Below are 14703 nucleotides of genomic sequence, written 5' to 3' on the forward strand. Positions count from 1 at the left end.
GGTAACGAGAAGAACGAGGCTCTGAGTGACAAATGTTGAAGGGCGTTCAGTCATAGGGGCCTCAATCACTACTGATTTCGACAACTCGTTCGCGCTAGTTGGCGCTGAAAATCACGAGGATTTACGGTCATTTCACGGGTTAATTTAATCCAGATTTGAGGGTATCCAATTTTATCTTCAAGTAATAAAAAGACTTGATTATCTGTACTTCTATTCCAGCCAATGAGAACCGGGTTATCATAGCTTAGATTACCCCTTCTATACTGATCTCCTGGGCATGTATAGATCGGAGTGCCACTGGGCGCATTAACAGTAAAGACGGGGCGCGGGGTCATTGTTGGGGTAAGCGTTGGCATAGGCGTGGCTGTCGGTAGAGGTGTGGCTGTCGCCTGAGGTGTACCTGTTGGCAGGGAAGAAGATCGCGTTGTTGTAGTGATCTGCATCATCTCGAGACGTTCCATTGTTTGAACCTGCGCGATCCCCGCCAATGCGGTTTGTGTTTGGCGTAAGGGTTGAGGAAAAAGACTAATCTGTGGCCACAAGGTTAAGGGGATTAGGATCATCGCTAACCCGATCAGATAGACAAGAACCTGGAATAAGGTGCGGATCTGCATTGCAGCCATCCTCAATAAGACCTACCTGGCATCTCATTGAGACAAGGATTACAGTGAACAGCCTGTCTCAACGAGAAAGATAACAGCAAAAATATCAATGTCAGATCTTGAACCATCAAGCTCAAGACGTAAGACATCATTAGGCTTGACACTAAATAATGTTTTACGTTGATAGATCAGAAATCTACCACGCGTATTCACCGACTGGGCATCAATCTCTTGATCATTAAGCAAGAGACGAAGCGTCAAGCCCTGGACTAGTTGGCCAACATCGTCACGAAACACGTCAATCAAAATAATTGCATCACTCGCACGCGTACTTGTCCAACTGAGCTGCCCCTTGTGGAGATAGGTCTCAGGTCGGGCACACGGTTGCGGTACCGCTACATTTTCGTTTGCCTGGGAGAGATCGAATGACGTCTCAGCGACATGAACCCACCCAATATAGGGAGGAGTCGTTGTTCCAGCCTGTGGCAAGGCCAGAACCCGTATCCATGGACGTTCACGCGCACGATCAAGCATAAGGAGCGGCGTTTGCTGAGGGAGAGGAGTAAGGACAGATAAATCAGGACCATAACGTAACTCTGTTGATACAACGGCAACCCCATTTGGATAATCGACGAGCACAGGGGCCGGGATAGGCGTCGGTTCAGCATCAGGCGCTGAAGTTGCGTTGAATGGCATACCACCGGGGTTTTCCAACGTTGGCGTTGCATCAGGCACTTCTGTGGTAGGAAGCAAAGGTATGGTGGTTGGTGAGACAACAGCAGAAGGGCTTACGCCAAGATCATCACTCAGGCGAGGCAAGGCAGCCTGAAGCCGGTCAGGGTGATTATCATAACACTGCGCAACACTCAGCGCAGCAAGCCCCCGAGCAGGGCCACGCAAACCAGCAAAACTTTGTGTATCCACGGCGCGCACATAACCATTCGCAGCGAGCGACATATACAAGTTATGGTACTCACGTGATGATTGACGCAAGACAAGAATGCTCCCGATAAGAGTCGCCACGACCAAAAAGGCAGCAAGCGTAGCTCGTGATGAAACCAGATGTTTGAGCGTGCGTCGCGCGGGAGTCCAAGGATCACGTAAGCGAAGCAGCATGTAACAGAGACCAAGACAGACGAGCATGTATACGCCAAGCGCAAGCCAGACACCTAGCAACATGCCTGGACTATAGTAATCTTTGAAATTATCACGCCAGTTCCAACAATAGATAGCGAGATCAATTGAATATCCACGAATAGCCCAGTGATTGACCGCAAAGATCTCGAGGAAATTAGTTACCTGACGCCAGGCTTCATTGACCGAAAGCCCAGACATCAGCACCTGAAAAATAATAATTGCCCCAAGCAAGGCTGTCGCAAACTGATTTGATTTCCAAGCCAATGCCGATATCGCGAGACCCAGAGCAAGGGAAGCGAAGCAAGCAAGCATCAAGGTTATCAAGCCCTCGAAGTTAAACAGGGTGGCAGTTTCGGCAACAATAGGTGGCAGATCCTTTGTAAGTGTTTGCAACCACCCAGGATTTGCAGCTGGAAAGACACCCTGGACGGTCAAACCTGGCTTATCTTCAAGCATCTGATAAAGAGGTTGCTTGTGAAACAAGACGAGCACAGCAACAACTTGAAGTGGCACCAAGATGCCTAAAAGCATGAGCGGAAGCCACTTAGAGAAGATATAAGCCCAGATCGAGAGCCCTTTCCTGCGCTCGTGCTGATAAATCCACCATTCACTCGTTATTTCCTGGAAACTTGCCAGCAAACCCAGGATCATCACAATGAAACTTACGTAGAAGACCCCGTTGCGTGCATTGGTAAGATCAATATTGCCCTTATCAACAGGCACAAAAGAATTTGGATGGAGCACAAGCAATAAAAACCCGCCAATCAAACCAAGCATTAACTTTAGGCTTGTAGCAAGGCCATTTGCATATTGAATGCGTATATATCGTTGGAATAAAATGCGCAACTGAGCCCACCAACGTGGTCGTGGGGGTGTGCGTGATGATGGGGGAAGGGTTAAGGCAGGAGCTCGTTTGCTCCATTCTTGCTGTGCTGCCTCTACGATGTCCTGTTGTTTGTCGGTACGACTTGCGAACTCATTAAAGATATAGACCCATCGCTTAAAAACATCAGTCTCATCGGGGATAGTTGGATTGATATCTCTGGCCTGACGCCAGAGGTTGTCCTGAACCAGATTAGGCCAACCAACACCTCCTTTCGCAATGTGCCCATTCTCCAAAAAGATGATCCGATCGCAATAACGGAGGGTGTTAAGTGTGTGGGTAATAACAATGATGGTTTGGCACTGCTCATTGGCCCGTTTGCGCAACAGTTCCATCAATTCATCTTCGGCATTGGGATCGAGATTGCTCGTCGGCTCATCAAGCAACAGAATCGGAGGATTATTGAGTAATTCAGCACAAATATTAACTTTTTTGCGCTGACCACTGCTCAGTGTATCTAGAATCCGCGTACGAGCATCTTCTGGAATCTTAAACTCATCGAGCAACTTCTCGATCTGTTCATACAGGTCACGCTTGCGGAGATCGGGACGCCGCAGCTTACCAACATAAAAGAGCGCTTTGCGGATGCTCAAATTTTTATGTAGGACATCGTCTACCGGTACATAGCCAATCCGGGGCAACCAGTATTCAGTAGCACCTTCGGCGTACAATGACTCTTCAGGATTACCATCGCCCTCCTGCAGCACAACATCACCGCGGAAAGGGCGCTCTCCGCAGATTGCACTAATCAGCGTACTTTTGCCGGCCCCATTTGGTCCAATGATACCGGTAAGTTCACAGGATTTGGCTTTAAATGAGACATCAACCAGAGTTATTTTATTACTGCGACGAACCCACAGATTTTTTACCTGCAGAGTAACTTGATCTGGCATAGATCTACCAAGCATCCATATAATTGGAACTGAGAGGCACCCGTACTCTACGACCGAAGCAGACGAAGCTGAGTACGGGTACGCCCAACATCAATTGCCTCCTACGGCTCGACTCGTGCGCCCACAATGCGGCAATTGAGCGTTTCGCGAAAACGATAGGTACCTTCAGGAGTTCCATCAGGCTGGCCAATGTCGAACGTTCCCTCGCGCCACTTTTCTTGCCACTCAATATCGTAGAGATAGACATTGCCTGGTGGAACATTGACTCTGGTAAGGGCGCAAGCCGCATCTTTTGGTAATTCCCGACTCTCGGTGCTAATGTTATACGCTAAAAAAACCTCCGTACGGACACGATCAGTATCAACGGCGGTTCCTGCTGCTGGGATAACTTCCACACGGTGGGTATACTGCTTGAGTGCCGTCTGATCGCTCGTCATCGGTTCGGTACCGGTAGAATTATCGACGCGAAAGGTCTCAGTCGTGAGTGCGCCTAACACTTCTTTGTCGTTGTCCTTATTAATGACAATGGTCTCATCAACGCTAGGCCCACCACAACCTAAACTCAGCAACAGCAGCAAAAAAGCGCTCATGCGAAACACAGGAGAGTTGAATAACCTTTGGAACATAGCCACCTCCGAGTTGATAGCAGGAACCCTTGCTCCCCTAACTTAGTAACATATTGCCTTCATGAGCGCGTGATAATGGAGGCATCGGCAGCACACCTTTCCTATTCTGGTGCCCAGACTACAAGCAAGCGCCAGACTTGCCACTTGGTTACTAAGGAAGAGAGCTTTGCAATCGAGGGGGATGAGCTAAGGAGCCGACTATGTGGCCTGAGACAGATGATGATCGTGAATTGATCCGTGATCTGGCGCGGACGGTTGTCGGTGAGGTGGCCGCTGAGGAGTTGGCGGGGTTCGAGGTTTTTATCGATGATTATTTTGAGAACCTTGAACGGCCTGAGGGTGAAGGGGCAAGTGATGAGGCGCTAGGTTCGGGGTTGCTTGATCCGGCGTTGATTTCGCAGGTGGTGGCTTATGCAACGGGCGCAGGGTTGATGCTGCTCTTGCAGGCGCTCAGGGATGCGGTGAAGGATGAATTCAAAGAGCTGAGCAAAATGGTTCTCAAGCGGTTATTGAGACGTACGCCACAACCAGGCGAGTCAATCACCGTGCATTCCAAGCAGGATAATGCGCCTCCGAGCGTTGTTTTGAATATCTCAATTGAAAATATGACCGTCGTTACGGAAGTTTCGATGGTGCAACTGGCTGAAACGGTGCAACAGGCGATCCGGCAGTGTGGGGTTCCAGAGGCGCGTGTAGAAGAGATCGCCGGGGCTGTTGTGCGCCAACTTGTCCAGCCTGCCGATGAAAACTGAAGCAACAGATGAACCTGCATTTGAGGCGCTGCGGCAGTTGCCTCCAGAGACTGATGCGCGTTTTCTGATGTTTGTGACCGCAGCAATCTTTCTGACCGTGCATATTGCGCTCATGCTGACAACTGCGCTTGGTCTGCTTGAGCCTGCGCTGCAAGCACAAATCGCCTCGATTCAATTGACCAATGAAACGATTCCTCCAGGCGGGAGTATGCTTGATCTGACGCTGGAGGAGCGGCTCGTTTTTGCGGCTCAGCAACGTGAACTGGCTTTGCAAGCACTCTATGGATTGTGGCCCTCTTTTGTGATGCCTCTTGCCACGCTTTTGCTCTTTTTCTTGGTGACCCGCACGGTGTATGTGACGCATCCCTCGCGCATCCTGCGCAGGTACGCCAAGAACTCGCTTGCACTTGCTGAACTCCCATGGTTAGCGCAAGAGTTTGCCGAGGTTGGGGTTCAGGGCATTCAACGTATTCACCTCGTGCCGCGTCAGAAGGGCAGTGCTATTGCGGAGCGAGTCTTTGGAAGACGATCAGCCCATGAACTGCTGATTTTTGGGAAGGCTTCTTTGATTGAACGCCTGCAGCCAGTCATATTTTTGCAAAAGATGTGGGCGCTCCCTGGCTTCCGTGCCTCAGTCTTGCACGAACTAGCCCATGTGCAAAATGGTGATGTGTATCGAGGCTATCTTAGCCTTGCGGTCTGGCAAGCTTTTGTTGGATTGGTTGTTGTACCTGGCAGCTGCCTGGTGCTTGGCTTTATGATATGGTCCGGGGCCTTTCTCACTTTGGTGCCACTCTTGTTACGCATCGGAGTGCTTGTTGCGGTAGCCTGGGCTATCTGGGCAAGTTTGCTCAGGGTGCGTGAGCACTATGCTGACTGGTGGGCGACTTACCATTTGCCCACTGGATATGCCTATCTTCTGCATGAGCCTGAGCATAAAGCTCCTACGTCGTGGATCAGAGCTTTGATCCACCGCATAAGCAGGATCTGGAGCAATCACCCCTCAGGTTCAGATCGTAGACAGATTATCCACGACCCAAGACCACTCTTTCGCGTCAGTGCAGATTTGGCGCTGCTCGCCGGGGTGGCCTTTGCGCTTGTCGTCGTGGGCATCGCATTGGTATTTTTGTCACTCGGGATGTTTATTTCGGTTGGCAGCAGCGCCCTGACGTATAGTCTGGTGCCGGCTGTAGGTCTGCCCGATGGTGCCGAAGGCTTTGACCCGTATGCCTTGATCGTTTTGCTGGTTGGCGTCTTTCTTCCTGCCGTCTTAATCCTGATCATCGGTACGATCCTACCTGCACGCTTTGTAACGGGTGTTCTTGGTGCGCAAGTGTTGCGTGATGGATTGGCGCATGGGCAATCAACGGCAATTCAAGCATATTTTAAACTAATTTTTTCGGCATCTCTTTTTACTGTGGGTTTCATTGCTGGATTGCTAATTTTACCATTTAGTTTTTTTGCGCCAGTTACGGCACTTAATTTTTTGATTGCTTTTGCCCTTGCGCTCCTCTTTTGTGGAGCCATTTGGTTTTGGATGATGTATGTGCGCCTGTTAGGGACACGCTGGTTAACAGGATCAGTGAGTGAGATATGCGCAGGCTATCGTACCGTTCAGCGGATCGCGACACCTGCTCTGGCGCTGCTCTTCTGGATCTTTCTTCCACCGATGATCGGGGTCATTTATACTGAGCAGGTCGTGGCCCAGTTACCGCTTGAGGCCAATCGTGATGATTTTGTACGCTATTATCTTGGGGGGACTGCGCTTTTTCCAACCTTCTTCTTTTTCTTGCTCTTCTGTGGTTATGTTCTGCTCTCCCTGTTTATCTTACCAAAAAGGAAGCACGTTCACCGATCTGAGGCAGCGTCGCCACCAGCAGATAGGGCCAGGCTAGAGCCTGTTGCGAAACCTGAGCCATTAGATACGCAAACTCCGCTCGTGATCAGCGGTGAAGAGCGATCAAGCGATCAGTTTAGAGATCGCAATCCAGGCAATACATCAATGCTCATCATCGCTATTGCGCTGGGATTATTTGCACTGGCCTGTCTTCTTTTCACCCCGCTTACCTTAATGATGGGCCTGCTATCAAGCCCACCAGTTGGCGAGTCCTTGCTCGTGCAGCGTCTCTGGCGGCCCGTAACCTTGTTGATCCCGTTGATGTGCTGTCTTGGAAGTCTCTTCTTTGGATCAGTCGCCGTGATTATTGGTCGGTACAAGCGGTAGCTTGTAGCGACTTTTTTGCCAAAGTCAGCCTGGTAAGGGAATGCTTATGGAGCAACGTCGTTTGTGGCCAACCATTGCAGGTATTGTGGGCTTGTTGTTTGGGGTGATGGTCTGTGCCTGTGGGATGCTGCAAAGCATTGCGGTGCTGCTTGATCCATCACCCCTTGTCCTCAATGGCGTTGAGTTGCCTTCTGAGGCAGCTTTGTCGGTGGCCTTGCTGGGTCTGGGATGTTATGCCGTGCCGTCGTTTTTGATTTGTGGGACAGGAATAAGCGTCTGGTGGATTTATGGCCGCTATGATGCGACCCAACGACGGTTATTGCGCTTATCCGTTGCCATGCTTTTGATGCTTGGATGCATTACCTTTATCTGGATTCTGCTTTCGGTGGGCTCGCTTCAAGTGCTGGGGCCATACGTTGGCACGATCTTCGGCCAATCAACGCCTCAGAGTCTTGAGATTGTCGTCGTTGCGCTTATGTGTAGCAGTGTCGCTATGCTCTTTCTGGCTGCGGCTGCCGCTATCTGGTGGTTTTTTCTTCGTGCCAAGCGCGCATAAGCGTAGCCTCCAGCTGGTACGCTAGCGATAGGAGTCCCTTTGCCCTATGTCGCTCTCTCCTCGGCCTGATCTTTTTGGGTTGCTGTGCGATCTGTTGTTGCGCCCGCTCAGTCTGGTGAGGGCGATGAGCGAGGGTCGGGTGCGCTTGCGCTGGGTGTGGCTGGTGGGCGGGTATGTTGTTGGGGCTGCCGTTGGACTGTTGGCCCTGCTCGGGGTCTGGATGCCCGTTGGCTGGCGTGCCTTCGTGGGTGGGATCGGTCTGGCTCTGGTAATGGCGTGGATCGGCGCGGCTCCGTTTTTCTTTGGGCCAGGAGTAAACCTGTCGCTGCGTGTCTTGGTGACATTTAGTTTTGTCCGTTCCACGGTTGCGCTGGCCCCGATAATGCTGGTGGGTTTTACCTTGCTGTTTAGCCCAGCGCTCGTTTTTTTGCTGCAGGACTGGCGCGTGATCATTGGCTTTTTGCTGTCGCTTGGTGTCTGGGGCGGCGGTATCGCGACGGTGATGCTGGTGCTGTCAGAGCGACGCGATGAGTCGCGGTTGTTGCGGTGGGTCGCCATTGCGGGGGCCTGGTTGATTGCCGGGTTGCTCTGGGTCTTCCGGCCTGTAGATCCATTGAATAGTATCCTTTGGATGTCGGCACTCGTTGGACTTGGGTTGGGGCTGTTGCGGCCCTTGAGCTATCTGTGGCAGGCGTCATTGAGCGTGGCGTTGCTGTTGCTGGCATGGTTCGGGGTTCCGGCGCGACGCCTGTTGCCCTGGCATCCGGTTTTTGTTGATGAGTTGGCGCTGATGCCGTTGCCTGGACTGGGGTGGTTGTTGCGGCGGGCTTGCCGTGACGAGATGGCCTGGGCTGGCCCCTGGTTGCTTCGGGTGGCCCGGCATCCAGCTCAGAAGCAGGTTGCCCAACGGGCCCTCGATGGTCTGATCCGCGAGGGCAATGGTCACGTTGGCTTGTTCTGGCTCAGCACTGATCCCCAGGGCATCGCCTGGTTGCAAGAACTCAGCCAGGCGGTGCCGTCGTGCCATCGGCTGATTGCACTCTATGCGCACCTGGCTGCAGTGACGGATCTTGCGGCATGGCCTGCAGTGATCCAAGCCCATCAGGAGGTGCTGACCACGCTGCCCCCTTTGCCTGGTGGAGTTGCAGTGAAAGCGCTGTTGGAGGCGGGAGCCAGTACGTTGGCGGCTGAGCGCTGGGCAACTGCGATGGCCGCACTTACTCGAGCGACGCCACCGGAGGGCGTCATGGCTGATCCACTCTGGGAGGCGCTGACGACCGTACGTGCCTGGTCGGATCAGCGGTTGCCTATGTTGCTCAAGGATCGCGCCGAGGCGCTGGCGGCACTCTGGGAGACGCTGGATCAGCTTGATGGGTGGCCGGCCACGCTGCTTGAAGCAATGGCTGAGCATTTGCTCTATCTGTTGACGATTGAGCATCGCCGTGGGGTCTGGGTGGCTTGATTCTGTGCAAGCAATGAGTGAGTGAGGTATGGCAAAGCCAAAAGAGAGCGATGTGCTCCAGATCTGTATTCGACCTTCCAGCAATGCTGAGCGGTATCAGGTCGATGTTGTTGTGCCAGGCGTACCGTCGCTGGGCGGGTCGTTTGGACGTCCCAAGCAGTTGATCGATCCCAGTGAGGTGCATCTGTTGCGTAAGGCGTATGAGCAGCAGATCCAGACGAACCACCTGATTGAAACCGTACGGATGGCGACCCCGGAGGTCACGGCGGTGCAGGATCTGTTGCTGCTGGGGCGACGGGTGAGTCGGGTTTTGCCCGAAGGTGTGCGTCAGGATATGCTCAATGCATGGCAGCACGCCCAGAGGCGTGGCCGCCAGTTGCGCATCTTGTTTGAGACAACGCCGGAAACGAGCGCCTTGCTGGCCGTGCCGTGGGAGTTGATGGTCTTGCCAATGGCTGGTCACGGCAGCGACGATTTTCTCTTGCGCGATGCACGAGTCAATCTGGTACGGCAGATGCGCGGGTCAGGGCAGCAGAAGATGCCAGCGTTGCAGTTGCCACTGGGGGTACAAGCTTTTGTGGCGACACCAGAAGAGGGCCAAGCGCTTGAGAGCGCCTCAACCAAGCGTTCACTCGAGCAGGTTCTCGCAGGCGAACGCTCTGAACATTGGTGGTATGGCGGCCCCGATACACTTGGCGTGCTCCAAGAACGTCTGCGGGCCAGAGCACCGCAAATGCTCCATCTGCTCTGTCATGGCGAAGAGAGTGTCACGCAGCGGGGCCGCCGCCATGATCTGATTTTCACGCATCAAGATGGCTTTATTCAGCGCGTCAGTGCCTTTGAACTCGCACCGGTGCTCTCGCTCGTACCCGATCTGCAGGTTGTGGTGCTCCAGGCCTGTCATTCAGGTACGGTCGCCAGTGCGACACGGCCAGGGTCAGAGGATGAACGTGGGGAAGGCGAGCGGCGCACCTTTGAGAGCATTGCGCTGGCCTTGATCAGGCAGGGCATTCCTGCGGTAGTGGCTATGCAGGGCGAGATCACGCAAGAAGCGGCTGACACCTTTGTCCGGGTGCTCTATCAAGAGCTTGGGCAAGGCAAAGGCCTGGATGAGGCAATCGCGGCGAGCCGCATTGCGATGCATACGGTTCCTGGCGCAATTGACTGGAGTCTGCCGGTCGTCTATCAAGGCAGCGGGCCACTGGAAGTCACAACCTGGCATACGCGCCTAGCCGATCGCGTGGAAGCAGGGATGCGTGAGCCGGTAGCGGTTCGCACTATGCGCGGGATGTTCATCGCCTGGGGCTTACTGCTCTTGAGTGTGGGGCTGATCCGGCTCTTGCTCAACCCGGCCAGTATACGCATTGATCGCGACGCCTTGCAAGCGCCCCTAGCCGCATGGTTCGGGGTTGGCCTGCTCGGGCCGGGGATCATCGCCTTAGCTCAACGAAGCCTACGCAAACGCACCGATCTTGCGCCGGGCATGCGTCGAGCTACTTTGTACGCGCAATGGATCGGTGCATACCTTGGCTATGGTCTCGGCGGCTTGCTGGGCCTCTACTTCTGGGCCTCACTCTGGAGTCTCGGTATTTTGGCGCTTTTACCAACCGCCCTGGCACACGGACTCTTCATTGCGGTCATCCTGGTCGCCCTGGGCTTCAGCTATATCTCCTCGCGTGCGCAATGGCGTTCGGCACTGGTCATTGCAACGGTTGATCCAACGCTCTACAGCCTAGCGACCATCGCGTTGATCGCCTTTGCCGCCCTGGTGATCCTCAGCGTCCCGATTATCCTGGTCTTTTTCTTGTCAGCGAGCGGGATCCCCTGGATCTTTTTGCCGGAACCAGCAGCGATGCTGCTCGCCGCTGGATTGATCGGTATGACGCTGGCGGTCAGTGGGTAGGAGGCACCTTACCCCCGATCCAGCCCCGGTGATGCAACCAGGACTAAAGTACTATCTTTATGATGCGTGGATCGTTCACGCTTTCGTTACTAAGAAGGTATAGAGGTCTGAATATTGGATAGCAACCCTAACGGGTTGGTAAAAGCGGTTGTATGCTTGCTCGCGGCGTAGCCGCGAGCAAGCATACAGCACCTTCACACATGATTATAAAATATCTATTCAACCAAAAAGTTCAAGTTATCTGGCTTATTTTATTATTTTCATTAACATTAAGTCAGTCTAGTTATTACTCTCGCAGCGATTATTCATTGTTTATTGACGAAGAATTCCTTGAAACTGGTGATATCATCTTCAGGACAGGAGGTAGTGTACTCAGCCATGCTGTATTGCTGAATGATCCAACCTCAGAGTTCTCGCATGTAGGGATTGTTTATAAATCGAACACCAGATCTTTCGTGATTCATATTGCCCCAAGCGAAGGGGCAGCCGTACTAACATCAACGAGTTTTGCCCAAATAGAACCTCTTGAATCATTTTTAAGCCTGGATAAAGCCTCGCTAGCGGCAGTTTTTCGCTTACATAGCGCTGATAAGAATATCGCCAAGCATGCAACTGACATTGCTCGCTCATATGTCGATGAACAGAGAACGTTTGATTTCGATCTTGATTTAGCAACAGAGGAGCAACTGTACTGCACCGAGTTAGTTTGGCGTGCCTACAACGAGGCAGGGATTGATCTTGTTGATAAGCAATTTGATAATCTATCTATTTTATTTTCAGAACAAAATAAATATTATATTTTACCATCGAGATTAGCAAAGAGTAAGCATGTGTATCAAGTGCTTATGGTTAGCTCCCCATAGATAGGAGGAAGACAATGGTTCATCGCAGTTTGGGTCTCCTTGGCCTCATGTTGATGGTCGCACTTGTTAGTGGATGTGGTCTCTTTGCCGCCGGGCCAGGCCGTACGGTCGAGAAGTTTCTCTATGCACTTGAGGCCGGCAAGATCGAAGAAGCAAAAAGCTACTGCTCATCTGAGTTGTTGGATGATTACGGGCGTAAATTAACCCAGCAGTTTGCTACAGTTCCGGCCAACATCCAGGCACGGGGAGGTATCAAAGCAACTGAGGTTGTCGAAGAGCAGATTGTAGGTGATCTTGCCCAAGTCGTGGTTAGAGTGCGCTTTGGCGATGGCGGTGAAGAGGTCTTAGCGCAAAGTATGATCAAAGAAAATGGGGCTTGGAAGCTTGCCGCAGGGAAGTAACTATGTATGGTCAAAACCAATGACAGGTCATATCCAGTGGAACCCAGGTGTACTGGTTGGCAATGAGCGCTACCGGATCGAAGCCGAGCTTGGCAGCGGGGGAGCGGGCATGGTCTTCCGTGCCACGCAATTGGAGCTTGATGATCAAGTGGCGCTGAAAGTAGCAACCGCTGTCGATCCGGCAGCGCTTGAGGCGTTGCGGGAAGAGGCCCGGTTGCTACGCCGTCTGCGCCATCCTCATTTGCCGTTGGTCAGCGATTTCTTCGTTGAAGGCGGCTGTCCTTGCCTGGTCATGGAGTACATCGAGGGGCAGGATCTCCATACCTTTCAATCTGACCATGGAGGGATCATCAGCGAGGCTGAAGCACTTACGGTGATGGAGGATGTCGCTGAGGCCTTGGCGTATTTACATGCACAATCCCCTCCCATCATTCATCGTGATATCAAACCAGCAAATATTCGTGTGCGGCCCGATGGCACCGCCGTCCTGGTTGATTTTGGGATTGCGAAGATCGGTGGGGCTGGGACACAGACCCATATGATGGGACGAGGTATCGGGACTCCTCCATATGCGCCGCCTGAGCAGTATGCCTCGGGGTTGACTGATACGTATACTGACGTTTATGCGTTTGGAGCAACGCTGTATGTGCTGCTGACGGGGGAATTACCGGTCGAGTCAGTTTTGCGCCTGAGTGGTCAAACGCTTGTGCCACCCCGTCAGATCAATCCGGCGTTGAGTGCCTCTACTGAACAGGTTATCCTTAAAGCAATGGCTGTTGTAAGCGGGGTGCGCTTTGGTTCAGGCCGTGAACTGCTCGAAGCCTTGCGCTCTGATCAGCCGCTACAACCATCAGTACCCCCGACCACGAAGCTTCGTGATCCTCAAATATGCCCCATTTGCGGGGCGCAGCAGCAGACAGTCAACCCTCTCTTCTGCATTCAGTGCGGTGTGCCTCTGGCGCTCCGCTTCCCGCAAACAAACCGTATCCTCGCCGATCCCACCAATCTCATTGCCTACGCTGATGCTGAGTGGGACGCTGCCACCGGGCACTTGCTCTCACAACGTCTGCGACGCTGGTTAGAAACCCTGGAGGAGTATGATTGGCTGGAGCGGCTTCAGCAGGCTGTGGAACGCTATCCACAAGATCACGACGCAGCCCTGGAACTACTTCTGCGCCCAACGCCACTAGAAGATCTGCGAACCGATCAACCACAGATCAATTTTGGACGTCAGATGCCTGGGAGTCGTCCAACGGCCGGGTTACAGGTACGGATAGCAACCCCCAGTTATCTTCACGGCGAAGTTCAATCAGAGGGTGATTGGTTCACAGTGACACCGACCAAACTCAGAGTCTATCCTGGGCACGCGATTCCGCCGATCCTCATCGCCGTCAAACCAGAGGCACTGGAGGCTTACGAGGCTGAACGCAGTCTCACTGGTGGGCTAACATTGACAACCAACCGAGGGAAGATCGAACTCCCAGTCACGATGATTGTGTATAACCCACCACGTCCGCAAGCGCCAACGCTAGTGAACTGTGGTCGCGTTGAATCCCGTCAGCGGAGCGAGCAGCGAGTTGTTTTGCGCAATATTGGTGGTGGCGTCTATGGCGGACAAGTGAGCGCGCGTCAGGCGTGGCTTCTCGTCGAGTCACAGCAGGCACGCTTTGCCCTTCACCGTGGCGAGCAACATACGGTCAACTTTAGCGTTGAAACGCATATGCTTACGCCAACCGGCGTCCACGAAGGTCATTTGCTCTGGGAGTCAGAAGAAGGGGATCTGCTTACGCGCGTCCAGATCGAAGTCGTACCACCGCTTGAAGTTCATCCCGGTGAACCTGCAACAGCCATCATCCGCCCCGAAGATTTGATCGTGCTCTGCGATTGTGTACGCGGATCGCCTCCGCATGCCTGGGAACGGGGTATCAGTCTGTTGCAATCAGGCAAACTGGCGCACGCACTCCGCTTCTTTCATCGGGAAGAATTGGCACGCGAAGCAGAGATGCTTTTGCAGCAGAACGATCACGCGATCGCGCTTGAACAGATGCTGCGGAAGCTGGGCGCAAAGCCGGCCCGTCACTTTAAAGACAACCAGGGTAAAGTCATCGGCCAGATTACTGGCCCGTTGAGTCGCAAACCACCCGTGATCGAATATATCATTCGCAATACGAGCAAACGTGGCTATCTCTACGGATCGCTTCGACCACTGGTTGAGTGGCTCAGCATTCCTGATCCTGGCTTCGGTTGTCTCCCTGATCACGAAGCCATTGTCACGTGTCTGCCTGACTATAACCGACGTACCCGTGCGCCCCTCTTTGGGACTATGGATCTCTTCGAGGTTGTGCTTGAGTAGTCTGTCACGTACGTTCATGATACGTTTCGCGGCACCACTGCTCTTCTG

11 protein-coding genes are annotated in these 14703 nt (G+C 53.0%); 8 read left to right on the forward strand and 3 right to left on the reverse strand.

Going from position 1 to position 14703, the window contains the following annotated elements:
- Positions 1–68: 68 nt before the first annotated feature.
- From EYB53_RS01950 to EYB53_RS01960, 3 genes are all read right to left on the reverse strand, one after another.
- On the reverse strand, positions 69–614 hold the full coding sequence (locus EYB53_RS01950; protein ID WP_135476185.1) for a hypothetical protein: 546 nt from the start codon (positions 612–614) through the stop codon (positions 69–71).
- A 48-nt stretch (positions 615–662) separates the two neighbouring features.
- A complete protein-coding gene (locus EYB53_RS01955) occupies positions 663–3515 on the reverse strand; it encodes an ATP-binding cassette domain-containing protein (protein WP_167857212.1) in 2853 nt (950 codons plus the stop codon).
- 101 nt (positions 3516–3616) lie between these two features.
- Complete coding sequence (locus tag EYB53_RS01960; protein WP_167857213.1) at positions 3617–4105, reverse strand: hypothetical protein; 489 nt, start codon at positions 4103–4105, stop codon at positions 3617–3619.
- A gap of 236 nt (positions 4106–4341) precedes the next feature.
- On the opposite strand from EYB53_RS01960, the gene EYB53_RS01965 reads away from it, so the two are divergent.
- The 8 genes from EYB53_RS01965 to EYB53_RS02000 all read left to right on the forward strand — a co-directional run bounded on the left by EYB53_RS01965 (position 4342) and on the right by EYB53_RS02000 (position 14655).
- The gene (locus tag EYB53_RS01965) at positions 4342–4893 is read left to right on the forward strand and encodes a hypothetical protein (protein ID WP_135476191.1); all 552 of its coding nucleotides are present in this window, start codon (positions 4342–4344) and stop codon (positions 4891–4893) included.
- On the forward strand, positions 4883–7117 hold the full coding sequence (locus EYB53_RS01970) for a hypothetical protein (protein WP_135476194.1): 2235 nt from the start codon (positions 4883–4885) through the stop codon (positions 7115–7117). Before EYB53_RS01965 ends, EYB53_RS01970 begins: the two co-directional genes overlap by 11 nt.
- A 46-nt stretch (positions 7118–7163) precedes the next feature.
- Positions 7164–7673, forward strand: coding sequence for a hypothetical protein (locus EYB53_RS01975; protein WP_135476196.1), 510 nt, complete (start codon positions 7164–7166; stop codon positions 7671–7673).
- 46 nt (positions 7674–7719) lie between these two features.
- Complete coding sequence (locus EYB53_RS01980) at positions 7720–9135, forward strand: hypothetical protein (protein ID WP_135476198.1); 1416 nt, start codon at positions 7720–7722, stop codon at positions 9133–9135.
- 28 nt (positions 9136–9163) lie between these two features.
- Positions 9164–11038 carry a CHAT domain-containing protein gene (locus tag EYB53_RS01985; protein ID WP_135476200.1) on the forward strand — a complete coding sequence of 625 codons (1875 nt, stop codon included), beginning with the start codon at positions 9164–9166 and terminating at the stop codon, positions 11036–11038.
- Positions 11039–11190: 152 nt separating this feature from the next.
- Positions 11191–11901, forward strand: coding sequence for a YiiX/YebB-like N1pC/P60 family cysteine hydrolase (locus tag EYB53_RS01990; RefSeq protein ID WP_135476202.1), 711 nt, complete (start codon positions 11191–11193; stop codon positions 11899–11901).
- 14 nt (positions 11902–11915) lie between these two features.
- A complete protein-coding gene (locus EYB53_RS01995; RefSeq protein WP_135476205.1) occupies positions 11916–12302 on the forward strand; it encodes a DUF4878 domain-containing protein in 387 nt (128 codons plus the stop codon).
- Positions 12303–12321: 19 nt separating this feature from the next.
- Complete coding sequence (locus EYB53_RS02000) at positions 12322–14655, forward strand: serine/threonine protein kinase (RefSeq protein WP_167857214.1); 2334 nt, start codon at positions 12322–12324, stop codon at positions 14653–14655.
- Positions 14656–14703 lie beyond the last annotated feature (48 nt).

The organism is Candidatus Chloroploca mongolica (assembly GCF_004762035.2).
In the GTDB taxonomy this organism is placed as follows: Bacteria; Chloroflexota; Chloroflexia; order Chloroflexales; family Chloroflexaceae; genus Chloroploca; species Chloroploca mongolica.